Genomic DNA, 22,814 nt, shown 5'->3' with positions numbered 1-22,814 from the left:
GGCAACCCCGATGGCAGGCGATTCAGTGCAGGAGCAGACCGGACAGACAACCGGGCTCTCGCGCGTGTGGACGATCCCCAACATCCTCAGCATGCTGCGGCTGGCGGGCGTCCCGCTCTTCCTGTGGCTGGTGCTGGGGCCGGAAGCCGACGGCTGGGCCCTCGCCGTCCTCATGATCTCGGGCGTCACCGACTTCCTCGACGGCTATCTCGCCCGCCGGCTCGACCAGTTCTCCAGCCTCGGCGAGATCCTCGACCCGGTGGCCGACCGGCTCTACATCCTCGCGGTCGTGATCGGCCTCGCGCTGCGCGACATCATCCCGTGGTGGGTGGCGATCATCCTGCCGCTGCGCGACCTGCTCCTGTGGGGACTGGTGCCGCTGCTGCGCACCCGCGGCTACAGCGCCCTGCCGGTGCACTTCCTGGGCAAGGCCGCCACCTTCAACCTGCTCTACGCCTTCCCGTTGCTGCTGCTGGGGGAGGGCACCGGCGTCCTGCCGACGATGGCGCAGGTCTTCGGGTGGGCCTTCGCCTTCTGGGGCATCGGCCTCTACTGGTGGGCCGGTGTGCTCTACGCCTGGCAGGTCCGCAAGCTGCTGCGCGTCACCCCGCGCCGACCCCGGTCGCCGGCACAGCCCGAGGCCTGATCGTGCCCGACCTCACCGAGACACGTGGTCGGCCGGCGCCGCTGCCGCACCACGTCACGACCCCGTTGCTGACGCTGATCACCGAGCGCTCGCTCGACGAGGACTACGCCCACGTCGCTGCCCGCCGCGCCGTCACCGCCGAGCCGCAGCGTCCGCGGTCGCGGGTGTGGAGCACGGCGCTGGTCGTGGCCACCTTCGGCGCGCTGGCCACGATCGTGACCGTCCAGACCTCCCGCGACTCGGAGGTGCAGGAGCTCAGCCGCGCTGCGCTGATCAGGCAGATCGAGTCCGGTCGGGCCGAGGTGGGCGACCTCCAGGCGCAGATCCGCACGCTCACCGACGAGACCCTCGCGCTCGACGACACCAACGCGGAGCTGGGCGCGGAGGCCGCCACCCTGGCCAGCCGCCGTCAGCGCCTCGAGGTCCGAACCGGCTACGTCCCGGTCCGCGGGCCGGGCGTGCGGATCAACATCGACAGCGCGCCCGCCGCCGTCCCCAACGACGAGCTCCGCGACGAGGACCTCGCACTCCTCGTCAACGGGCTGCTGACCGCCGGCGCCGAGGCGATCGCCGTCGACGGTGAGCGCATCGTCGCCCTGGGCGGCATCCGCAACACCAGCCGTGCCATCCACATCAACGGACGCCCGCTGACCTCGCCCTACGTCGTCGAAGCCATCGGCGATCCCGGCACCCTGCAGGCGCGCCTGCTCGAGTCCAGCGCCGGACTGGAGTGGTTCACCCGGGTCAGTACCCTCGGATTTTCCTACGTGCCGCAGAATGTCGATGAGCTCCGGCTGCCCGCCGCAACCCTGCGGCCCCTGCGGCAGGCGCGCGAGCCCTCGACCACCGACGACCGACGCCTCGACGAGGAAGGAGCCACCCCGTGATCGCCGCCCTCGGACTGTTGCTCGGCATCCTGGCCGGGCTCGTCTTCGCCCCTGACGTGCCGCTGGTGCTCGAGCCCTATCTCCCGATCGCGGTCGTCGCTGCCCTGGACGCCGTGTTCGGCGGACTGCGCGCCTTCCTCGACGGCATCTTCGACGACAAGGTGTTCGTCGTCTCGTTCGTCAGCAACGTCGTGATCGCGGCCGCGATCGTCTTCCTCGGCGACAAGCTCGGGGTCGGTGGACAGCTCACGACCGGTGTCGTGGTGGTGCTCGGGATCCGGATCTTCTCCAACGCCGCGGCCATTCGCCGCCACCTGTTCCATGCCTGACGAGATCCCCGACGAGCTGCCTGCCGACGACCCGCCGGGCCGCGAGCTGAGGCCCACTGGCTCGAGCGATCCGCGTCCGGACGACGCGCCGCCCGAGACCGGGCGTGACCGGCTGCTGGCCACGATGCGCCGACCCACCCGCGCCCAGGCGATCGTCGGCGTCCTGCTGGCCGTGCTCGGCTTCTCGGCCGTGGTGCAGGTCAACAACAACGAGCAGGACAACACCTACGCCGGCCTGCGCGAGCAGGACCTCATCGAGATCCTCGATGCCCTGACCGGCACCGCCGAGCGTGCACGTCGCGAGGTCGACCGGCTCGAGAACACCCGTGACCAGCTCCAGTCCGAGTCGACCAGTCGCAAGGCTGCGCTCGCGGCCACCGAAGAGCGGGTGGAGACGCTCAACATCATCGCCGGGCTCGTCCCCGTGACCGGTCCGGGCATCCGGATCCGGATCGAGGAGGACACCGGCCGGCCCACGCTCACCTCCCTGCTCGACCTGGTCCAGGAGATGCGCACGGCCGACGCCGAGGCGATGGAGTTCAACGACACCCACCGGCTGGCCGCGCAGAGCTCGTTCAACACGGTCGTCGGTGGCATCGAGCTCGACGGCAACCTCCTCGAGCCGCCCTACGTCATCGACGTGATCGGCGACCCGCACGCGCTGCGCAGCGCGATGACCTTCGAGAACGGGCCCATCGAGCAGCTCGAGTTCGACGGCGCGTCAGTGGAGGTCACCGAGCTCGAGTCGCTCGACATCGAGAGCATCCGCGATCCGGAGCGCCCCGTGAATGCCGAAGCGGACCCGGGCCAGTAGCCTTCCGCACAACCGAGCCGAGGAGAAGGAGTCACCGTGTATCCCGAGGACCTGAAGTACACCAGTGAGCACGAGTGGGTGCGCAGCCCCGGCGAGGCCGAGGGATCGGTTCGGATCGGCATCACGCACTTCGCCCAGGACGCGCTCGGCGACATCGTCTATGTCTCGCTCCCTGAGGTCGGGGAGCAGGTCACCGGCGGCGAGACGTGCGGCGAGCTCGAGTCGACCAAGTCCGTCAGCGACGTCTATGCGCCGCTCACCGGTGAGGTCGTGGCCCGCAACGAGTCGCTCGACGCGACGCCCGAACTCGTGAACACCGACCCGTACGCCGCTGGCTGGCTGTTCGAGGTCGTCCCGACCGACGCCGGGGCCGTCGACGCCCTGATGGACGCAGCGGCCTACCAGGCCGGCCTCGAAGGCTGATCGACCTGACTGATCGCCTCGACGTGCCGCGCCGGGCATGGTGCGGCTGATAGGTTCGAATCAGTAGTCAGAGTTGAGTTTCGCGCCAGTGATCCGACCGTGGGGACCTGGCAACCGAGGAGGTTTCATGCCGTTCTGCACCGCCTGTGGCAAGCAGAACCCGGACGACGCGCGGTTCTGCTCGCAGTGCGGCACGCGCCTGGTGACCGACGACGCCGACGCGCCCGCCACCGGTGGTCCGGAGGGCGCCGTGCCGGCGACCGACGCCACCGCGACGATCACCTTCGGGGTCACGACGCCGACCGACACCTCGGACCGCAAGCTCAGCCCGGTCGACGCCGCAGCCGTCGACGCGCTGCCCGATGGGCACGCCCTGCTGATCGTGCAGCGCGGCCCGAGCGCCGGCAGCCGCTTCCTGCTCGACGCCGACCTGATCGGTGCGGGACGCCACCCCGACAGCGAGATCTTCCTCGACGACGTGACCGTGTCGCGTCGCCACGCGGAGTTCCGCCGCAACGGCAACGCGTTCACCGTCAGTGACGTTGGCAGCCTCAACGGCACCTACGTCAACCGGGACCGCATCGACTCCGTCGAGCTCTCCGACGGTGACGAGGTCCAGATCGGCAAGTACCGGCTCGTCTTCTTCACCAGCGCCGCAGGCTGATCGATGGCAGAAGCCGCTGCGTCTCGGGCGCGGATGAACATCGGGCAGGTCCTCGACCACCTGCGCAGTGACTTCCCGGGTGTGACCATCTCCAAGATCCGGTTCCTCGAGGACCAGGGCCTGATCAAGCCCGAGCGCACCCAGTCGGGCTACCGCAAGTTCTGCGGCGAGGACGTCGACCGGCTCCGCTACATCCTGCGGATGCAGCGCGACCACTACCTCCCGCACAAGGTGATCGGCGAGCACCTCGACGCGATCGACCGCGGCCTCGAGCCGCCGGCCATCGACGGCGTGGTGCCGACGGTGCCCAAGGTCTCGCTGGCTCCGGACGGTCTCCCGTCGCCGGAGTCCTTCCGCAGCACCAGCGACGTGCGCCTCTCGCGTCGTGAGCTGATCAAGATCGCCGAGATCTCCGAGGAGCTGCTGGTCCAGCTGGAGCAGTTCGGACTGATCTCCCCGCGCGCCGGCACCGGCCACTACGACACCGACGCGCTCGTCGTGGCGCAGACGGCCCGCGAGCTGGCCGACTTCGGCTTCGAGCCGCGCCACCTGCGCGCGTTCAAGACGGCCGCGGACCGGGAGGTCGGCCTGGTCGAGCAGGTCGTGGCGCCGCTCCAGCGTGGCCGCGACGCCGCCGCGAAGGGGCGCATCGAGGACGCCGTGAGCGAGATCGCCGCCCTGTCGGTGCGCCTGCACGCCACCTTGGTCAAGTCCGGCCTGCGTCGCTCCTGACGGCGCCCGAGTGCCCTGATCGAGGCGGAGTAGGGTGAACGTGTGCGCGAAGTAGACGTCATCGGAGTCCGGGTGGAGATGCCCTCCAACCAGCCCATCGTGTTGTTGCGCGAGGCCGGGGGAGAGCGCTATCTCCCGATCTGGATCGGCGCGGTCGAGGCCACGGCCATCGCCTTCGCCCAGCAGGGCGTCACCCCGCCAAGGCCGCTGACCCACGACCTGATGAAGAACGTGCTGGAGGCCACCGGCCAGGAGCTGAGCGAGGTGCGCATCACCGACGTCCGTGACGGGGTGTTCTACGCCGAGCTGGTCTTCGCCAACGGCCAGGAGGTCAGTGCGCGACCCTCGGACTCGATCGCGCTGGCGCTGCGCACGGGCACCCGGATCGTGTGTGCCGAGGAGGTCCTCGACGAGGCGGGCCTGGCCGTGCCGGCCGAGCAGGAGGACGAGGTCGAGGCCTTCCGCGAGTTCCTCGACCACGTCTCACCCGAGGACTTCGAAGCGCAGTGACCCTCACCCTCAGGTTGAGGTTGAGGGTTGCGACACGCCGCGCCCATGATTGACCGGGCCGCCTTCGCGGCCTACCTTGAAATGTCTCTGTTGTAACTCCACCTGTGTGGTTGCTCTTCCCCGCAGCCCCTTCCCCCGGAGTTACGCCCAACGGAGTAGGACCGTGGAGGGTCGCTGTGGCTGTGAACGAGAACGACCAGGACCGCCTGGCCGCCGCACGTGCGGACATCGCTGCTGAGCGAGCCGCCGAGGCTGCCGAGGAGCAGGGCCTGCTCTTCGCGGACGACGTCTCTCCGCTGCCCAGCGACACCGGCTACCGCGGCCCGACGGCGTGCAACGCCGCGGGCATCACCTACCGCCAGCTCGACTACTGGGCGCGCACCGGACTGGTCGAGCCGACCGTCCGCGGTGCCACCGGGTCGGGTTCGCAGCGGCTCTACTCCTTCCGCGACATCTTGATCCTCAAGGTCGTCAAGCGGCTGCTCGACGCCGGCATCTCGCTGCAGCAGATTCGCACCGCCGTGCAGCACCTGCGCGAGCGCGGCACCGACGACCTGACGCGCGTCACCTTGATGAGCGACGGCGCCAGCGTCTACGAGTGCACCAGCAACGACGAGGTCATCGACCTGCTCCAGGGCGGCCAGGGCGTGTTCGGCATCGCCATCGGTGGCGTCTGGCGCGAGATCGAGGGCACGCTCGCCGAGCTGCCCAGCGAGCGTGCGGCCGAGGACGTCACCGACGTCGCGGGCGACGAGCTCGCCGCGCGGCGTGCCGCGCGCAAGATCGGCTGAGCCGGGCGCTGCCCTGACCCGGGCGACACGGTAGGCTGGGGTCGCTGACGATCCCACGCGGGAGAGTCGACGGCGCGATCGGTCCTTCTCGGAGGAGTGGTCGCGTGCGTTGCGCCGAAGGGGCAATTCCTCCCCGGAACCTCTCAGGCACCCGAACCGCGCGGAGCAGGCAACTCTGAAGGTCCGTCCGGACTGACAGAGGGGGAGGCCGCCTGCTGACCGCCAACCAGGGAGCCTCCATGACGGACCCGTCCTCGCCGCACTCACCCTTCGTCGACCGCCACATCGGTCTGCGGCCCGAGGACATCGACAAGATGCTCGCCGCGCTGGGGCACGACTCGCTGGAGTCGTTGATGCTCGCGGCCGTGCCAGGCGGCATCCGGGCCGCTGGTGACCTCGATCTACCCGAGGCCGTGAGCGAGGAGGCCGCAGCCAAGGAGCTGCGCCAGCTCGCCGCGCTGAACCGGCCCGCCGAGGCAATGATCGGCTGCGGCTACCACGCGACCATCACGCCGCCCGTGATCCGCCGCAACGTGCTGGAGGACCCCAGCTGGTACACCGCCTACACGCCGTACCAGCCCGAGATCTCGCAGGGCCGCCTCGAGGCGCTGATCAACTTCCAGACCGTGATCGGCGACCTGACCGGTCTGCCCACGGCCAACTCGTCGCTGCTCGACGAGGGCACCGCCGCTGCAGAGGCGATGACGCTCGTGCGCCGGGGGAACAAGAAGGCAGCCGGGCCGTTCGTCGTCGACGCCGACGCGCTGCCGCAGACCATCGAGGTCGTGCGCACCCGCGCCGACGCCATGGGCATCGAGGTGGTCGTCGCCGACCTCACGGACGGCCTGCCCGACGGTGAGCTGAGCGGCCTGCTGGTGCAGTACCCCGGCGCCAGCGGCCGGATCCTCGACCCGCGGCCCCTGATCGAGACTGCCCACGAGCGCGGCGCGCTCGCAGTGGTGGCGGCCGACCTGCTCGCGCTCACCCTGCTGGAGGCGCCGGGCGAGATGGGCGCCGACGTCGTCGTCGGGTCCTCGCAGCGCTTCGGGGTGCCGTTGTTCTACGGCGGTCCGCACGCCGGCTTCATGTCCGTCAGCAGCGGCCTCGAGCGGCACCTGCCGGGTCGGCTCGTCGGGGTCTCGGTGGACGCCGAGGGACGCCCGGCCTACCGCTTGGCCCTGCAGACCCGCGAGCAGCACATCCGCCGGGACAAGGCGACCTCCAACATCTGCACCGCCCAGGTGCTGCTGGCGGTCGTCGCCTCGATGTATGCCGTCTACCACGGCCCCGAGGGCCTGAAGGCCATCGCCCAGCGCGCCCACGACTACGCCGGTCGGATCGCGACCGCGCTCCGGGCCGGGGGAGTGGAGCTGGTCAACGACACCTTCTTCGACACCCTGACCGCCAGCGTCCCCGGTCGCGCCGCTGACGTCGTCGCCGCCGCCCGCGCCCTGGGCCTGCACCTGCGTCTCGTGGACGCCGACCACGTCGCCCTGTCCACCTCGGAGACCACCACCGAGTCCACCGTGACGAGCGTCCTGCGGGCCTTCGGCGTCACGGAGGACGGACAGTCCGCCGAGGGTGCGATCCCGGCCCCGGTGGCCCGCCACACGCCGTACCTCACCCACGAGGTCTTCGGTAGCCACCACAGCGAGACCCAGATGCTGCGCTACCTGCGGCGTCTCTCGGCGCGCGACTACGCGCTCGACCGCGGCATGATCCCGCTCGGGTCCTGCACGATGAAGCTCAACGCCACCACGGAGATGGAGCCGGTGAGCCTGCCGGGCTTCGCCGACCTGCACCCGTTCGCGCCGGCCGAGGACGCGGCCGGCTACCGCAGGCTGGTCGACGACCTCGAGGGCTGGCTGGCCGAGGTGACGGGCTACGACCGGGTCTCGATCCAGCCCAATGCCGGCTCGCAGGGCGAGCTCGCGGGTTTGCTCGCGATCCGTGGCTTCCACCTCGCCAACGGCGACACCGAGCGAACGGTCTGCCTGATCCCGTCGTCGGCTCACGGCACCAACGCGGCGTCCGCGGTGATGGCCGGCATGAAGGTCGTCGTGGTCAAGGGGGCGGAGGACGGCTCGGTCGACCTGGCCGATCTCGAGGCCCAGTGCGAGAAGCACTCCGACACGCTGGCCGCGATCATGGTCACCTATCCGTCGACGCACGGCGCCTACGAGGACTCCATCACCGAGCTGTGCCGGATCGTGCACCAGCACGGCGGCCAGGTGTACGTCGACGGCGCCAACCTCAACGCGCTGCTGGGCTTCGCCAAGCCCGGTGAGTTCGGCGGCGACGTCTCCCACCTCAACCTGCACAAGACCTTCTGCATCCCGCACGGCGGCGGCGGCCCCGGTGTCGGGCCGGTCGCGGTGCGGGCCCACCTGGCGCCGTACCTCCCCTCGCACCCGATGCACCCCGAGCCCGAGAAGCGCGAAGGCATCGGCCCGATCAGCGCCGCGCCCTACGGCTCGGCCGGCATCCTGCCGATCTCGTGGGCCTACATCCGGCTCATGGGCGGCCCCGGCCTGACCCGGGCGACCGCGGTCGCGGTGCTGTCGGCCAACTACATCGCCCACCGGCTGCAGCAGCACTTCCCGGTGCTCTACCGCGGCCACGGCGGGCTGGTCGCGCACGAGTGCATCCTCGACGTGCGCGGGCTGACCAAGGACTCCGGCGTGAGCGTCGACGACGTGGCCAAGCGGCTCGTCGACTACGGCTTCCACGCCCCGACGATGTCCTTCCCGGTCGCCGGCACGCTGATGGTCGAGCCGACCGAGTCCGAGGACCTCGGTGAGATCGACCGCTTCTGCGACGCGATGATCGCGATCAAGGGCGAGATCGACCGCGTGCAGGCGGGGGAGTGGACCCCGGAGGACTCCCCGCTACGGCACGCTCCGCACACCGCTCGGGCTCTCGTGGGCGAGTGGGACCGCTCCTACTCGCGCGAGGTCGGTGTCTTCCCGACCGGCATCGATCCTGACAAGTACTGGCCACCGGTCGCCCGCATCGACCAGGCGTACGGCGACCGCAACCTGGTCTGCGCCTGCCCGCCGCCCGAGGCCTTCGCGGAGTGAGCGCGCCCGTCACCGACCTCACCGCCCACCGCCTGCGCTGGCGCCTCGCCACGGCCCAGGCGGACGGGCAGGTGCCGTCGATCGTCGCCGGCATCGTGCGCGACGGCGCCCTGGTGTGGTCCGACGGCGTCGGCGACGTCCCGGGGTCTATCACCGACACGCAGTACAAGGTCGGCTCGATCACCAAGACCCTCACCGCCGTGCTCGTGCTCCAGCTGGTCGAGGAGGGGCTGCTGTCGCTGGACGCACCGGCAGCCTCGGTGCTCGGCGACGTGGGCTATGCCGACCGCACCATCCGGCAGCTGCTGGCCCACTCCGGCGGGTTGCAGGCCGAGCCGGCCGGGGACTGGTGGGAGCGCTCGCAAGGCGGATCGTTCGACGACCTCGCCGCCGCCAACGACGGGACGGCTGCGGCGTTCGTCCCCGACCGGCAGTTCCACTACTCCAACCTCGGCTACGGCCTGCTGGGCGAGGTCGTGGCCCGGCTGCGCGAGCAGACGTGGTGGGAGGCGGTGCGGGAGCGCATCCTCGATCCGCTCGCGATGAAGCGCACCTCCTACCAGGCCTCCGGCGTGCACGCCGAGGGCTGGTCGGTGCACCCCTATGCCCAGACCCTGATCCCCGAGCCGCTGCCCGACACCGCCGCCATGGCGCCGGCCGGCCAGGTGTGGAGCACCATCACTGACCTCGCGACCTACTGCCGGTTCCTGCTCGAGGGGCACGACGACGTGCTCGGTGCGGCGGCCCTGGCGCGGGCGTTCACGCCGCAGGCGGGGGAGGAGCACGCCGGCCTGGCCTACGCCCACGGCCTCGGCTTCCAGATCTTCCGCGGCGGGTCGGGCACGCTCGTGGGCCACAGCGGGTCGATGCCGGGGTTCCACGCGATCTGCCTCGTCGACCGCGATCGCCGTACGGGCGTCGTGGCCCTGGTCAACGGGACCGCGGGCGTGCCGGTCGCGGGCTTCGGCGCCGCCCTGCTCGAGGAGCTCGAGGCGTGGGAGCCGGCGCTGCCGCGGCCCTGGGTCCCCAACGAGACGGTGCCGGCCGAGCTCGCAGACGCCCTCGGTGTCTGGCACTGGGGCGCCACACCCTTCGTGTTCGCCTGCGAGGGCGGTGACCTCGTCGCTCGGCGCGGCCAGGTGGAGAAGTGGCGGTTCGTCGCGCAGGAGGGCCGGATCGTCGGCAGCCGCGGCTACCACGCGGGCGAGGAGCTGAGGGTCGTACGCCGCAGCGACGGCGTGGTCTCCCACCTCGACGTCGGCACGTTCATCCTCACCCGTGAGCCCTACGAGGCCGGCGCCCCGATCCCCGGCGGTCGGCCTTCCTGACCGCCGGGGACCGGGGTCGTCGCTACTGCAGGACGACCTTGGGCTCACCGCTGGCGGTCAGCCCCGAGGCGCCCTGCACGCAGGTGCCGCTGCGGACGGCGCCGCCGTTCCAGGCAGCCCGGACGCAGCCGCGCAGGGCGAGCTGGCCCCAGTAGTTCGGGTGGAACGACTCCTGGATGTAGTAGGGGCTGTTGGCGCAGCACGTGGTGCCGACGCGGGTGGTGTTGACCCACTCGGTCTGGTCGACGGCGCCCGGGCTCCGCCAGGTGTCGAGCCCCTTCTCCTCCAGCAGGCCGACGCCCGTCTCGCACAGCCGGTTGCCGTTGAGCAGGGTCGCGACGTTGAGGGTGCGGGTGTTGGTCAGCCCGCTCTGCACGCGCGCCTGGTCGATGGTGCTGTTGATGGTCGACAGGTAGACGTCGTTGGCCCAGTCGGCGTCCTTGTTCCAGATCCCGCAGCCACCGAGGTCGTAGCGGGTGTAGCCGGTCTCGGCGTAGCGGATGCCGGCTCCGCGGGGGAGCGGGGACATGTAGTTGCGGACCAGCAGGGTCCAGCTGGAGTCGCCGTACCCCGCGTTGCGCATGGCCGCGCGGACGTTGGCGAACGCCTGGGCGATCTCGTTGCGGCGCGTGGTGACGCTCGAGGAGGACACACGCGCCTGCACAGCCGCGTCGTCGTAGCAGTAGTTCTTCCACCAGGACGGCGACGTGGCCCAGTTGCTCATGCACGCCACGATCGTGTCGCCGAAACCGAAATCGTTGCCGCCGATGGAGACCTCGACCATCGTCACGTTGTGCGTCTTCGCGAAGTTCTGGAGGTCGAGGGCCTGGCCGCGCACGCTGCCGTTGTCGAAGAAGTCGATGCCGGGCTTCAGGTAGCCGTCGTCCGAGGTGTACGTCGTCGTCTTCGCGCCCGAGCAGGCGAGGTTCTTGCTGAGCACCCCGCCGATGTGGATGTCCGCCGACCGGCTGCGGTGGCAGCGCTGGTAGGTCTCACCGGTGCCGGCATCGTTGTCGAAGTAGGCCGTGGAGCCCAGCGCATCGTGCTTGTAGGAGCCCTGGTTGGTGTTGCCGGCCCAGCGGCCCGCCTCGCCGGAGATGTAGGACTCTCCGACGGAGACGACGTAGGGCGTCCCGACGCCCGGGCCGTCGGCGTGCGCGGGGGCCGGAACGACAGCGAGCGCGGAGAGTGAGACGGCGAGTGAGCCGAGCACCGCCAGGGCGCGCCTGGAGATTCGAGAAGTGGACAAGACGTGATCCTGTTCGTGAAGTGGCCCCCGAGCGTGTGACAACGTAGTGGCGCATGTCACACCTTGGGAAGTACCAACACGAGCAAGTTCACGCGGCGGGTCTACAGGGCCTGCGAGACGCTCGACATGTTGAAGTCGGGGATGCGCAGGGCGGGGGTGGCCGTGCGGGAGAAGTAGTCGTCGCCCCACTCCCGACTGAAGCTCGGCACCGTCGCGCTGGCGTGCGAGAAGCGGTTGAGCAGGTCGATCGGGCTCTCGTTCCAGCGGAAGTTGTTGACCGCGCCGACGATCTCGCCTCCCTCGACGAGGTAGACCCCGTCGCGTGTCAGGCCGGTCAGCAGCATGCTCTGCGGATCGACCTCGCGGATGTACCACAGGCACGTCACGAGCAGGCCCCGCTCCATCCCGGCCACCAGGTCCTGCTCGGTGCCCCGGCCGCCGTCGACCTCGAGGGCGAGGTTGTCGATCATCGGGGTGACCGGCTGACCGGTCATGGCGGCGGAGTGCCGGGTCTGGAGCAGGGCGGCCAGCGTGCCGTCGGCGATCCAGTCGGTGCGCGCCAGCGCCAGCCCGTTGTCGAACACCGACTCGGTGTTGTCGGAAGCTCCGGCGACGTTGAACGGAGCACTCCCGAGGCCGGCCAGAGCAGGGTCGGAGTAGAGGTGCACGCCCTGCTTGACGATCCGCTCACCGATGCGGGTGCCGCCGCCCGGACGGCTGTAGACGGACTCGCCCTCGTGCGCGACGCGTGCCCCGGCACCCCAGTAGGCGTCGATCATCAGGTCGGCCACCGACGACGGGGGAAGGATGGTGTCGTAGCGACCGGCCGGCAGCTCGATCTGCCGTTCCGCCCAGCCCAGGCGCCGCTTCACCTGCTCGGCCATCGCCGCGGCGTCCACGTCGCGGAAGTCGCGGGTGGCACCGCCGACCCAGGCGCTGCGGCTCAGGCCGATGTCCTTGGCCGTGCACGCGTAGTGACCGGTGGGCTGGGCGTGCCGCAGCCTCAGCCCGCGTGAGGAGCCGAGATAGGTGGTCACCATCTCGTGGTTGACGAAGCCGTAGAGCAGGCGGTCCTCCGCGGTCGCAGCGCGGAACGCCTCACCGAGGGCGGGCGCGAACGAGTCGTAGACGGCGATCCCGGTGCGCTCGGGAGCCTCGTCCCAGTCGGGGCTCGTGCGATCGGCGACGAGCTCCGCGGCGTCCTCGGCCGCGGTGGCCGAGCGGGCCGCGGCGTCGGCCGCCTCGACCAGCGTCGTCACCTGCTCGAGCGTGCTCGCGCTGCCGGAGACCGAGCCGGTGGCGATGCCGCCGGCGGTCGCCACGAACGAGATGACCGTCACCTCGACCGCGACCATCACGCCGTTGGTCGTCAGGGTGTTGTTGGCCCAGCGCAGGTTGGCGCTGCTGCTGTCGGAGGCGATCGCGATGCAGTCGTCTGCCGTAGACGTGGCGAGGGCGTGCTCGACCAGCTGCTGCGGGGTGGTGGCGCTCATCAGTGGCCTGCCTCGTCGGTCGTGTTGAGGATGCGGACGCCGCGGAACAACGCAGTCGGCGCCCCGTGGCTGACAGCAGCGACCTGACCAGGCTGGGCCTTGCCGCAGTTGAACGCACCGCCGAGCACCCAGGTCTCGGGACCGCCCACCGCCTCCATCGAGCTCCAGAAGTCGGTCGTGGTCGCCTGGTAGGCGACGTCGCGGAGCTGTCCGTCGAGCCGGCCGTCGGTGATCTTGAAGAACCGCTGCCCGGTGAACTGGAAGTTGAACCGCTGCATGTCGATCGACCAGGACTTGTCGCCGACGATGTAGATCCCGCGCTCGACGCGGCTGATCAGCTCCTCGGTGCTGGGCCCGTCGGGGGCTGCCTGCAGCGACACGTTGGCCATCCGCTGGATCGGGATGTGGCCCGGCGAGTCGGCGTACGCACAACCGTTGGAACGTCCCTCGTGCAGCTCCGGCTTCATGTGCCCCATGGAGCGGTCGAGCTGGTAGCCGACGAGCACGCCGTCCTTGACGATGTCCCACTCACGGGTCTGGACGCCCTCGTCGTCGTAGCCGACCGTCGAGAGCCCGTGCGGCTGGGTCCGGTCGCCGGTGACGTTCATGATCGGCGAGCCGTACTGCAGGGTGCCGAGCTTGTCGTAGGTGGCGAAGGACGTGCCGGCGTAGTTGGCCTCGTAGCCCAGCGCCCGGTCGAGCTCGGTGGCGTGCCCGATCGACTCGTGGATGGTCAGCCACAGGTTGGAGGGGTGGATGACGAGGTCGTAGCTGCCGGCCTCGACGCTGGGAGCCGCCAGCTTCTCGGCGAGCAGGTCGGGCACCTCGGCCAGCTCGGCGTCCCAGTCGTAGCGCCCGTCGGTCAGGTATTCCCAGCCGCGCGCGACCGGGGGAGCGATCGAGGTCATCGAGTCGAACACCCCGGACGACTCGTCGGATCCCATCGCCTCGAAGCCGGGCTGCAACCGCACGCGCTGCTGGGTGGTGCGGGTGCCGGCGAGGTCGGCGTAGTACTTGTTCTCCTGGACCTGCTGCAGGTCGGCGGTCGCGTGCGCGACGCTCGGGTGCTTGCGCAGCCGCGTCGTCCACTCCGTCAGGACGGCCGCCTTCTCCGCGGTCGGCACGTCGAGCGGGTTGAGGTCGTAGGCCGAGACCCAGGTGACGTCGTCGTGCACGGGCTCAGGCGCGAGCTGGACCGGCGTCGTCGTCATGGCGGCCGCCACGTCGGCGACGGCGATGGCGGTCTCGGCGACCCGTCGGGCCTCCGCCTCGGTGAGCACGACCCCGGAGGCGAAGCCCCATGCGCCGCGATGGATGACGCGTACGGCGAAGCCGACGTCCTCCGTGTCGCTGGCCGTCTGCAGCACCCCGTCGCGGGCACCGAGATACTGGTAGCGGACCCGCTCGAAGCGGAAGTCGGCATGGGAGGCGCCGAGCTCTGCGGCTCGGGCCAGGGCGACGTCACCGAGACTCCGGTGGGGCAGCGCGGCGAAGGTCGGATCGATCATGGGTGGAACCTAACCATGACGTTAGGGTGACGCGCATGACGACACCGGCGTGGCTGGGGATCGGCGCTCAGCGGTCCGGGACGACGTGGTTCACCGACCTGTTGACGCAGCACCCGCAGGTCGGCGTGGGCCTGAACGGCAAGAAGGAACAACACCTCCTGCACAAGGTCGGCGACGGCGTCGAGCCCGCATCGGCGTACCTCGACCTGTTCCCCGACGACGGGATCCGACGGGGCGACTGGACGCCGCAATACCTGCGCCACGCGTCCGCGCCGGCGACCGCGGCCCGCCTGCTCGGGCCGGAGGTGCCGGTGCTGGTGCTGCTGCGTGACCCCGTCGAGCGGTTCCTCTCCGCAATGCGGCTGGCCGCGACGCGGGCGAAGTCGCCGTGGCCCTACCCGGTGCCGATGACGGTGCAGACCTTCAGCGGCTTCTATGCCGACCAGCTGGAGATGTGGGCCCACCACGTCGGCCGCGAGCGGATGCAGGTGATGGTCTTCGAGTCGGTCCGCACCGATCCGCAGGCCGCGGTGGACGCGGTCTGGTCGCGGCTCGGCGTTGCCTCCGTGCCGCTGCGAGACGTCGACCGGCCGTCCGGTTCCAGCAGCAAGGCGTCCTGGACACCGCCGGAGGGGCTCGTCGCCTCCCTCGAGGTGCTCTACCGGCCGCAGGTGCGCCGGCTGGTCGACGACTGGGCCCTCGACGTGTCGACCTGGTCGACGCAGCCCTGAGGTCGCTCAGCCGATCGAGACGCTGACCCGGGAGCCGTCACGTCCCTTGGTCACGCGCAGCTGGCTCGGGATCCGGGTCTGCATCTCGGCGACGTGGCTCACGACCCCGACGACTCGGCCGCCGTCACGCAGGCCGTCGAGGGTGTCCATCACGTCGTCGAGGGTGTCGGCGTCGAGGGAGCCGAAACCCTCGTCGACGAACAGGGTGTCGAGGTCGGCCCCGCCCGCTTCCTGGGTGATGACGTCGGCGAGGCCGAGGGCCAGCGCCAGCGACACGACGAACGTCTCGCCGCCCGACAACGTGGCCGGATCGCGGGCTTCCCCGGACCAGTCGTCACGCACGAGCAGGCTGAGCCCACCCCGGGACTCGCCTGCGCCGCGCTTGCCGGTGTGCTCGAGGGAGTATCGCTGGTCGCTCATCCGCGCCAGTCGCTCGTTGGCGGCTGCGACGACCTGGGTGAGCCGGTGGGCGAGGACGTAGGCCGAGAGCCTCATCTGCAGGGCGTTGTCGGGGGACTTGCCCTCGACGAAGTGGGCCAGTCGGGCGGTGAGCGCCAGCTCGTCACGCACCGGAGCCCAGGCGGCCAGCGAGACGCTGACCTCGTCGGCGAGGGTCGTCAGGCGTTCGTGGCGACGCACCGCCTCGTCGTGGCGGGCGTGCGCCGCGCGTGCGCTGGACTCGGCGTCGGCGTGGTCGCGGGTCAGCACGTCGACGTCGGGGCGGGGGAGGGCGGCTGCCTCGCGGTGGTCCGCATCCTCGGTGACGGCGCGGGCTGCGCGCAGGTCTTCGTCGATCCGGGCGATCTCCTCGACCAGCGCCGCGCGTGCGCGGTCGTCCGCCCGGGCCGCACGCGCGTCGTCGACCGAGGCGAACCCGGCACCTGCCGCGGCGTCGACCAGCGCCCGCTCGGCACGGGCGAGGTCCCGCTCGGCCAGGGCGAGCTGTTCGTGGGCGGCGCAGGCCTGCTGCAACGCGTCCAGCTGACGGGCGCGCAGTGTGCGCAGCGCGGTGACCGTCTCGCAGCCGGTGTTGGAGAGCACCTCGTCGATGCGCGCGCGCAGGCGGTCGTGCTCGGCGCGGTGCAGCGCGAGCTGCGACTCGAGGTCGTTCTGGCGCTGTCTCGCCAGGTCGCGGGCAGTGCGCAGCGCGTCGCCGGCTGCTCGTCGCCGCGTCACGTCCTCGAGCAGGGCGGCGCTCGTCGCGGCGAGCGAGGCAGTCTCGGCGTGGGCACGCTCCGCGTCGGTGAGGGCGCGGGCAGTCTCCTCGGCCGACTGGCCGTCCGCCAGGGTCTGCAAGCGCGTGTGCAGCGCCTCGGCCTGGCGCAACCGGTCATCGAGGACGACCAGCAGGCCCTCCGCGTCGTCGACGTCCTTGCGCGCAGCGCGCTCGGAGGCGGCATCGGGGCTGCCGGGCGCAGCGACCGCGGGCCGAGGATGCTCGTGGGAGCCGCACACGGGACAGTCGGCACCGACGACGAGGGCCCCGGCGATCTCGGCGGCCATGCCGTTGAGGCGGGCCTCGCGGATGTCCAGCCAGGTCTCCTTGAGCCGGGCCGCGTGCTCGCGGGCCTCCTCGCGCTCGTGTCGTGCGGCGGTCACCGCGGGTGTGACCGCCACCAGCTCGGCAGCCGCGTCGGCGCGCTCGCGCACCGTGCGCAGGGCCACCGCCAGCGTGGGCAGGCGGTCCTGCGCCGCTCGGGCCAGGGCGAGCGCGTCCTCCGCCTCGCGGAGCAGGACCGGCGCTGCCTCGAGCTCGGTCGACAACCGGGCGACCTCGCCCGCGGCGCCGGTGAGCGTGCCGGTCAGGTCGTCACCCAGGCGCGTGAGCTCACGCAGCCGCTCGGCGTCGGGGTGGGCGGCCTCGGCCTCGTCGAGCGCCCGCCGAGCGGCCGCCAGCGCCTCGGGCAGTCGAGCGGCTTCCACATCGTCCTGGCCGGCGTCCGCGATCCGGAGCCACGACGCGGTCAGGGTCGAGGCCTCGCGCCGCCGGCGTCCGGCCAGCGCGTGGTCGTCGCGGGCGGCGGCCTCCAGCTCGGCCAGGGGCTCGGCCCGCTCGGCGCGCCGAAGTCGTTCGCGCAGGTCCGTCAGGGAGTCATGGTCGTGCTCGGCCAGCCGATCGGCCGCCTGCGCATGCGCTGCCTGCCGGTCGGCGAGGCGGAGGCCGGCCTCGAGGCCCGCCAGCGAGGTGTGCACCAGCCGGTCGGCGTCGATGCGCGCCGCCTCCGAGGCATGGACGTCTGCCGTCGCTTCCGCGAGGTGCTCGCGGACCCATCGGGTGACGGCGCCCTCGGACGCTTCCAGCGAGAGGTCGGACATGTCCCACGCCGTCGGCAGCGGCTGGCGCGCCGTCTCGCTCACGCGGCCGGCCAGGTGGGCGACCGTGCGGCCGTGGGCAGCGGAGCTCCGCTGCAGGTCCAGTCGCCGGTCGCGCAGCCACTGCTCGATCCGGTCGAAGCGTCCGGTGCGGAACACCTGCCGCAGGAGTGCGTGCCGCTCGTCGGACCGGGCCCGCAGGAAAGCCTGGAAGCGCCCCTGCGGCAACATCGCCACCTGGCAGAACTGCGTCAGCGTGAGTCCGACGAGCCCGGTCACGAGGTGGCCGGTCTCGTCCAGGCGGGTGGAGAGCGGTTGCCAGCCATCGGGGCGGTGCTCGCTGAGCACGACCGAGGCCTGCTCGGTGGTCATGCCGGTGCCACGCTTCTTCGGGCGCTCCCACTTCGGCGAGCGTTCGATCCGGAAGCGGCGACCGGACAGCGTCACCTCCAGCCGGACCCGGGGTGCGACGCCGTCGCCCGCCTGGTCGCACCGGAGCCGAGCGGCGGTGCTGCGATCACCGGGGACGTCGCCGTACAACGCGAAGCAGACGGCGTCGAGCACGCTCGACTTGCCCGCGCCCGTGGGACCGCTGAGCAGGAACAGCCCGGAGTCGGACAACGAGTCGAAGTCGACCTCGACGGTGTCGGCGAACGGTCCGAAGGCGGTGATCGACAGGGAGTGCAGGCGCATCAGCCGTCACCCACGAGGACGTCGAGATCGGTGTCGTCGCAGCATGCGTCGCACGCGTCGAGCAGGAGCGCCGACTCGGCGGGGGTCGCGGGCACGCCGCGCAGCTCGGCCACGAAGTCGAGCGCAATGTCATGGTCGCGTCGGCCCGCGACGCTGGCGACGGGGAGAGCGGCCGGAGCCGCACCGGTCGGCGCGAACGACAGAACCAAGGTGTGCTCGAAGCGACGACGCAGCCGCTCCATGGCCTGCGCAGGCCGCAGCTGGTCGGTCAGCGTCACCTGCACCCAGTCGTGCTCGTGGGAGTGCAGGTCGGGGTCGCCCAGCAGCGTCTCGAGGTCACCGCTGAGACGGGCGAGGCGTCGTGGCACCGGCGCCTCGATGAAGTGGGCAGCGCTCGCGCCCAGCGGGCCGAGGTCGACCAGCCAGCTGCCCTTGACCTGGTCGGCCTCGCCGAAGGAGTAGGCAAGCGGGGAGCCGCTGTAGCGGATGTGGTGCTCGAGGGTGTGGCGGCCGTGGAGGTGGCCGAGCGCGACGTAGTCGATGTCGTCGAAGACGCCCGTCGGCACCCGGCTCACGCCGCCGACGCTGATGTCTCGCTCGGACTCCGACGGCTGTGCACCGGCGACGAAGGCGTGCGCGAGCACGACGGAGCGGGCTCCCGGACGCGTGTCGAGGTCGGCGCGGACGCGGCGCATCGCCTCGCGCAGCACGATCTCGTGCGAACGCCCCGGCAGGCCCCACGGCTCGATCATCGCGGTCGGGTCGAGGTAGGGAAGGCCGTGGAAGGCGATCGGGCCGTGCTCGTCGCCGAGCAGGACGGGGGTGCCGACGGACGCGGCGTCGGTGCGGATGAACACGCCCGCCGCGTCGATCAGGCGACTGCCGAAGCCGAGCCGCTGGGCGGAGTCGTGGTTGCCGCTGGTGACGACCACGGCGGCCCGAGATGCGGCCAGCCGGGCGAAGGTCTCGTCGGCGAGGCGCACGGCGTCGACGGCCGGCAGCGCCCGGTCATAGATGTCGCCCGCGACGACGACGACATCGACGCGCTCGGTCTCGATGACGTCGAGGAGGTGGTCCATGAACACGCCCTGGTGGCCGAGGAGCCCCTCACGGTGGAAGGACCTCCCCAGGTGCCAGTCGGAGGTGTGCAGGATACGCATGGGACGAACCTAGATTCGAGCACCGACATCGCCCGGGAGCCCACGCCGCAGGCGGCTCCTCAGGCGTATTGCACACACCTGCGGGGGCTGGTGAAGCCGAACAGCGCCAAGCCCGACTCGGTGGCCAGCCGGACCGAGAGGCTCGTCGGTGCGCCCACCGCGACCAGGCTGCCGATGCCGCTCGTCACGGCCTTCTGGACCAGCTCGAACCCGGCCCGGCCGCTGACCACGAGACAGGCCGCGCTGTGGGGTTCGCCGGCGAGCACCTGCGCGCCGATCACCTTGTCGACAGCGTTGTGCCGTCCGACGTCCTCGCGGACCACCAGCAGCCGCCCGTCCGCGTCGGCCAGGGCCGCGGCGTGCACACCGCCCGTCCGGTCGAAGAGCTTCTGCCGCTCGCGCATCGCGGCAGGCAGCCCGCGGATGACGTGGGGAGCGGGGATGGCGCCCGGCCACGCCGGGGCGGAGCGGACGTCCAGCACCGCGGCCACGCTGTCCTTGCCGCAGACACCGCACGCGGACGAGCCTGCCGACTGGGCGGTGTGCCGGTGTGCGATGTCGGTGGGTCCTGTCACGGTGATCGTCACGACGTTGAACTCCTGCTCCCGATCCAGCTCGGTGTCGGTGCAGTAGGCCACCCGCGCGATCTCGGAAGGAGCCGCCAGTGACTCGTTCACCGCGAAGCCCGCCGCCAGCTCGAAGTCGTGACCCGGCGTCCGCATCGTGACCCAGACCCGCTCGGCCGGAGCGCCCCCAGCGGCGAGCCGGATCTCCAGCGGCTCCTCGCTGGCGAGCCGGTCCTCGTGGGCGCGCGGTCCCGCATCGGTGTGCTGGGTGACGCGCGTCCGCACCGAAGGTCCGGGTCGGCGCGCAAGCGTGCTCATGCCTCAGAGCGTACGGCGATGCGCCGGCGGACCTCGTCGGCCATGATCGCCAGCTGCCTGCGCAGGGAGGAATCCAGGCTCTCCGCGCGCGCCAGCTCCTCGGCCCGTGCCACGGTCTCGTCGGTGAGCGAGGTGAGCGGGAAGAACCAGCAGGCGGCCGAGGCCAGCAGCCAGCCACTGCGCACGGACGCGGTGTGCGGCAGCTCGTCGAAGAACCGCTCGACGTACGACTCCGTGAGGGCCTCCTGGCCGGGTCGCCACATGCCCTGGCCACAGGCCTGGAGCTCGTAGCTCGGCGCGTCCACGGCCCCGACGAACCGGTCCCAGGCCCACTGCTTGGACTCCGGTGTCGGCAGGCTCGCCACGGCGCGCGCGTGCTCGACCGTCGAGACCGCCGTGGTCTCCTCGGCCAGGTGCTGGTCGAGGGACGACCGGTCGACGGCCCCCAGGCACGCGAGGCGGAGCAGCAGGAGCCAGCGCAGGGAGAGGTCCGTCGAGATCCCGGCCGGCAGGTCGCCGGCGAGCCAGCGCTCGAGGTCCTCCGTGGACGACGAGGTCTCGACGGCTGCCCGGAAGGCTGCGTGCTGGACGGTGCTGCCGGATCCGGCCGTCTCCAGTCGGGTGCAGTAGGCCGCGTGCAGCGCGTCGACCGCGGCGACCGGATCGGCGCTCAGCGGCGCGACCTTGGTGATCAGCCACTCGGTCAGGAGCAGCTTGCTGGGGTCGATGGCGCGCGCGTTGAGCGAGAGCGGCTCGTCGTTGGTCTCGCCGGGGATCGACGCGACGGCGACGGCCAGGACGTCCTCGGGGGAGATGACTGCGGTCTCGAACGAGCTGCGGACGTTGTTCCACACCGAGGCCCGCAACGCGTCGTCGGTCAGCAGCGGCATCACGGCTGCCAGCCGCTCCATGCTCGCGGGATCGACCTGGGCCACCAGCCACGACGTCTCGCCGGCGTCGAGGACCACGACCTCCTCGGGGGCGACCTCGACGGCCGAGGCTGCGTCGTCGAGCACCACGCCTTCGCGCCGCCAGCTGCCGTCCGCGGCGATGGCGGCGATGTCGAAGGCGTGCCGTCGGGGGAGTGCGGCCGTAGTGGACGAGGTCGGGGGAGTGCGCCGGAGCATCCCGCTGTGGCGGTCGAGCGTGACGCGGTCTACCCCGCTGGTCCGCAGCCAGCCCTGCGTCACGTCGCCGAGGTCGCCGGCCCCCGCGCGTTCCCAGCTGTTGAACAGGTCGTGCATGGTCGCGTTGGCGAACCGGTGGCGCGCGAAGTGGTCGTTGACGCCGGCGAGGAAGACGTCGTCGCCGAGTCGCGCGTTGAGCTGCTTCAGGATGCTCGAGCCCTTGGTGTAGGAGATGCCGTCGAAGTCCTGGAGGGCGGTGACGGCGTCGGACGCCCCGGTGCCGGCGACCGGGTGGGTGGTCGGGCCGGAGTCGGCGAGCAGCCCCCACTGCCGGCGCTGGTAGGCGTTGCGGACCCAGGCGTCGTCGAACTCGGTGACGTCGGCGGTCACCCGGTTGCCCATGTACTCGGCGAACGACTCGTTGAGCCACAGGTCGTCCCACCACGTCGGGGTCGTCAGGTTGCCGAACCACTGGTGCGCGAGCTCGTGGGCGATCGTGGTGGCGCGCAGGCACTGCGCGCCGCGGGTGACCTGGGAGGTGAAGAGGTAGGGATCGCGCAGGGTGACGCAGCCGGGGTTCTCCATGGCGCCGGCGTTGAAGTCGGGCACGAACGCCTGGTGGTAGTCACCGAAGGGATAGCGGTCGTCGAAGAGCCGGTGGAACTCGTCGAAGCACTGCCGGGTCACCGTCAGGATCTCCTCGGCGTCGCGCTCGAGCGCGCCCGCGATGCTCCGGCGGGCAGTCAGCCCGAGCCGGATCCCGTCGTGCTCCGTGGTGATCGCGTGCCAGGGTCCGGCGACCAGGGTGACGAAGTAGGTCGACAGCGGCTGGCTCTGCTCGAGCTCCCAGACGCCGGGCTCGACCTGCGTGCCGGGGGCGTTGCCGATCACCGTCCACTCGACCGGCGCGCGCACGTGGAAGGTGTAGGGCGCCTTGAGGTCGGGCTGGTCGAAGCAGGCGAAGATGCTCGGGGCGGCGTCCAGGAAGGACATGCCGTAGACGTAGTGGCGTCCGTCGGCGGGGTCGACGCTGCGGTGCAGGCCCTCGCCGTCGCTGCGAAAGCCCATCACGGCATCGACGACGAGCTCGTTGGCTCCTGCCTGCGGGTGGAGCGTGAGGCGTCCGCGGTCCCAGCTCTCCGGATCCAGCCGGACACCGTTGAGGCGGACCTCTGTGAGCCGCACTGGCTTCACGTCGACGAACGTCGCGGCACCGGTCGACTCGAAGACGATGGTGGTGCGCGACCCGAAGGTCGCGTCGTCGACGTCCAGGTCGAGCGCGACGTCGTAGGACACCACCGTCACGGACGCATACCGCTCGATCGCTTCGCGGTGCTGGAGGCTCAGGTGGGGGGATCGGGACACGCGTGCACCCTAGCCACGGGAAGTCTTGCCGGGTGTGGGAGATCACCCCGGAAATGGTCCGGCGCGGCACGGCGACTCCCATAGAAT

Annotated in this window: 19 protein-coding genes and 1 riboswitch; of the genes, 12 read left to right on the top strand and 7 right to left on the bottom strand. The window is 71.3% G+C overall.

Translation table 11 applies throughout. From position 1 onward, the window contains the following. Nucleotides 1-10 precede the first annotated feature (10 nt). The 11 genes from CF8_RS09690 (at nucleotide 11) to CF8_RS09640 (ending at nucleotide 10,204) form a co-directional block, all read left to right on the top strand. Nucleotides 11-646 (top strand): CDP-alcohol phosphatidyltransferase family protein, encoded by a 636-nt coding sequence (locus tag CF8_RS09690; RefSeq protein ID WP_010832941.1) that lies wholly within the window; start codon nucleotides 11-13, stop codon nucleotides 644-646. A gap of 2 nt (nucleotides 647-648) precedes the next feature. Then, complete coding sequence (locus CF8_RS20900; RefSeq protein WP_010832940.1) at nucleotides 649-1,533, top strand: DUF881 domain-containing protein; 885 nt, start codon at nucleotides 649-651, stop codon at nucleotides 1,531-1,533. Then, a complete protein-coding gene (locus CF8_RS09680; protein WP_010832939.1) occupies nucleotides 1,530-1,862 on the top strand; it encodes a small basic family protein in 333 nt (110 codons plus the stop codon). The genes CF8_RS20900 and CF8_RS09680 overlap by 4 nt, the downstream gene beginning before the upstream one ends. Beyond that, nucleotides 1,855-2,676 carry a DUF881 domain-containing protein gene (locus CF8_RS09675; protein ID WP_010832938.1) on the top strand — a complete coding sequence of 274 codons (822 nt, stop codon included), beginning with the start codon at nucleotides 1,855-1,857 and terminating at the stop codon, nucleotides 2,674-2,676. The genes CF8_RS09680 and CF8_RS09675 overlap by 8 nt, the downstream gene beginning before the upstream one ends. A 36-nt stretch (nucleotides 2,677-2,712) precedes the next feature. Beyond that, nucleotides 2,713-3,099, top strand: coding sequence for a glycine cleavage system protein GcvH (gcvH, locus tag CF8_RS09670; RefSeq protein WP_010832937.1), 387 nt, complete (start codon nucleotides 2,713-2,715; stop codon nucleotides 3,097-3,099). 127 nt (nucleotides 3,100-3,226) lie between these two features. Beyond that, nucleotides 3,227-3,763 (top strand): FHA domain-containing protein, encoded by a 537-nt coding sequence (locus CF8_RS09665; protein WP_036490683.1) that lies wholly within the window; start codon nucleotides 3,227-3,229, stop codon nucleotides 3,761-3,763. 3 nt (nucleotides 3,764-3,766) lie between these two features. Beyond that, complete coding sequence (gene ftsR / locus CF8_RS09660) at nucleotides 3,767-4,495, top strand: transcriptional regulator FtsR (protein ID WP_010832935.1); 729 nt, start codon at nucleotides 3,767-3,769, stop codon at nucleotides 4,493-4,495. Nucleotides 4,496-4,537: 42 nt separating this feature from the next. Then, entirely contained in the window at nucleotides 4,538-5,005 is a 468-nt protein-coding gene (locus tag CF8_RS09655) for a bifunctional nuclease family protein (RefSeq protein WP_010832934.1), read from the top strand. Between the two features lie 206 nt (nucleotides 5,006-5,211). Then, nucleotides 5,212-5,796 carry a MerR family transcriptional regulator gene (locus CF8_RS09650; protein ID WP_051204440.1) on the top strand — a complete coding sequence of 195 codons (585 nt, stop codon included), beginning with the start codon at nucleotides 5,212-5,214 and terminating at the stop codon, nucleotides 5,794-5,796. Between the two features lie 48 nt (nucleotides 5,797-5,844). Beyond that, a riboswitch (glycine riboswitch) is annotated at nucleotides 5,845-5,965 on the top strand. Between the two features lie 70 nt (nucleotides 5,966-6,035). Next, nucleotides 6,036-8,876, top strand: a complete 2,841-nt coding sequence (gcvP, locus tag CF8_RS09645; RefSeq protein ID WP_010832932.1) for an aminomethyl-transferring glycine dehydrogenase — start codon at nucleotides 6,036-6,038, stop codon at nucleotides 8,874-8,876. After that, on the top strand, nucleotides 8,873-10,204 hold the full coding sequence (locus tag CF8_RS09640) for a serine hydrolase domain-containing protein (RefSeq protein ID WP_010832931.1): 1,332 nt from the start codon (nucleotides 8,873-8,875) through the stop codon (nucleotides 10,202-10,204). Before gcvP ends, CF8_RS09640 begins: the two co-directional genes overlap by 4 nt. Before the next feature lie 22 nt (nucleotides 10,205-10,226). Here CF8_RS09640 and CF8_RS09635 read toward each other — a convergent pair whose 3' ends face one another. The 3 genes from CF8_RS09635 to CF8_RS09625 all read right to left on the bottom strand — a co-directional run bounded on the left by CF8_RS09635 (nucleotide 10,227) and on the right by CF8_RS09625 (nucleotide 14,454). Beyond that, nucleotides 10,227-11,453, bottom strand: a complete 1,227-nt coding sequence (locus CF8_RS09635; RefSeq protein ID WP_051204184.1) for a hypothetical protein — start codon at nucleotides 11,451-11,453, stop codon at nucleotides 10,227-10,229. Nucleotides 11,454-11,554: 101 nt separating this feature from the next. Further along, nucleotides 11,555-12,946 carry a metallopeptidase TldD-related protein gene (locus CF8_RS09630; RefSeq protein WP_010832929.1) on the bottom strand — a complete coding sequence of 464 codons (1,392 nt, stop codon included), beginning with the start codon at nucleotides 12,944-12,946 and terminating at the stop codon, nucleotides 11,555-11,557. Beyond that, nucleotides 12,946-14,454, bottom strand: a complete 1,509-nt coding sequence (locus CF8_RS09625) for a TldD/PmbA family protein (protein ID WP_010832928.1) — start codon at nucleotides 14,452-14,454, stop codon at nucleotides 12,946-12,948. The genes CF8_RS09630 and CF8_RS09625 overlap by 1 nt, the downstream gene beginning before the upstream one ends. A 35-nt stretch (nucleotides 14,455-14,489) precedes the next feature. Between CF8_RS09625 and CF8_RS09620 the strand changes: the two genes are divergently transcribed. Next, on the top strand, nucleotides 14,490-15,185 hold the full coding sequence (locus CF8_RS09620; protein WP_010832927.1) for a sulfotransferase domain-containing protein: 696 nt from the start codon (nucleotides 14,490-14,492) through the stop codon (nucleotides 15,183-15,185). 6 nt (nucleotides 15,186-15,191) lie between these two features. On the opposite strand, the gene CF8_RS09615 is transcribed toward CF8_RS09620, so the two are convergent. The 4 genes from CF8_RS09615 to pepN are packed head-to-tail and all read right to left on the bottom strand — an operon-like array spanning nucleotide 15,192 to nucleotide 22,727. Then, entirely contained in the window at nucleotides 15,192-18,191 is a 3,000-nt protein-coding gene (locus CF8_RS09615) for an AAA family ATPase (protein ID WP_010832926.1), read from the bottom strand. Next, nucleotides 18,191-19,351 carry an exonuclease SbcCD subunit D gene (locus CF8_RS09610; RefSeq protein ID WP_010832925.1) on the bottom strand — a complete coding sequence of 387 codons (1,161 nt, stop codon included), beginning with the start codon at nucleotides 19,349-19,351 and terminating at the stop codon, nucleotides 18,191-18,193. The genes CF8_RS09615 and CF8_RS09610 overlap by 1 nt, the downstream gene beginning before the upstream one ends. A 59-nt stretch (nucleotides 19,352-19,410) precedes the next feature. Continuing rightward, on the bottom strand, nucleotides 19,411-20,235 hold the full coding sequence (locus CF8_RS09605; RefSeq protein WP_010832924.1) for a formate dehydrogenase accessory sulfurtransferase FdhD: 825 nt from the start codon (nucleotides 20,233-20,235) through the stop codon (nucleotides 19,411-19,413). After that, nucleotides 20,232-22,727: an aminopeptidase N gene (gene pepN, locus CF8_RS09600; protein WP_010832923.1), complete on the bottom strand. Its 2,496-nt coding sequence runs from the start codon at nucleotides 22,725-22,727 to the stop codon at nucleotides 20,232-20,234. Before pepN ends, CF8_RS09605 begins: the two co-directional genes overlap by 4 nt. Nucleotides 22,728-22,814 lie beyond the last annotated feature (87 nt).

The sequence above is a fragment of the Nocardioides sp. CF8 genome, assembly GCF_000389985.1.
Taxonomy (GTDB): Bacteria; Actinomycetota; Actinomycetes; order Propionibacteriales; family Nocardioidaceae; genus Nocardioides; species Nocardioides allogilvus.
The sequence above is the reverse complement of the archived record's forward strand: the minus strand, read 5'-3'. Positions and strand labels throughout refer to the sequence as shown.

Bases quoted from the DNA above. Each gene is read 5' to 3' on its own strand.
- CF8_RS09690 (WP_010832941.1), top strand. From the start codon at position 11: ATGGCAGGCGATTCAGTGCAGGAGCAGACCGGACAGACAACCGGGCTC.
- CF8_RS09675 (WP_010832938.1), top strand. From the start codon at position 1,855: ATGCCTGACGAGATCCCCGACGAGCTGCCTGCCGACGACCCGCCGGGC.
- CF8_RS09665 (WP_036490683.1), top strand. From the start codon at position 3,227: ATGCCGTTCTGCACCGCCTGTGGCAAGCAGAACCCGGACGACGCGCGG.
- ftsR (WP_010832935.1), top strand. From the start codon at position 3,767: ATGGCAGAAGCCGCTGCGTCTCGGGCGCGGATGAACATCGGGCAGGTC.
- gcvP (WP_010832932.1), top strand. From the start codon at position 6,036: ATGACGGACCCGTCCTCGCCGCACTCACCCTTCGTCGACCGCCACATC.
- CF8_RS09630 (WP_010832929.1), bottom strand. From the start codon at position 12,946: ATGAGCGCCACCACCCCGCAGCAGCTGGTCGAGCACGCCCTCGCCACG.
- CF8_RS09625 (WP_010832928.1), bottom strand. From the start codon at position 14,454: ATGATCGATCCGACCTTCGCCGCGCTGCCCCACCGGAGTCTCGGTGAC.
- CF8_RS09620 (WP_010832927.1), top strand. From the start codon at position 14,490: ATGACGACACCGGCGTGGCTGGGGATCGGCGCTCAGCGGTCCGGGACG.
- CF8_RS09615 (WP_010832926.1), bottom strand. From the start codon at position 18,191: ATGCGCCTGCACTCCCTGTCGATCACCGCCTTCGGACCGTTCGCCGAC.
- CF8_RS09610 (WP_010832925.1), bottom strand. From the start codon at position 19,351: ATGCGTATCCTGCACACCTCCGACTGGCACCTGGGGAGGTCCTTCCAC.
- CF8_RS09605 (WP_010832924.1), bottom strand. From the start codon at position 20,235: ATGAGCACGCTTGCGCGCCGACCCGGACCTTCGGTGCGGACGCGCGTC.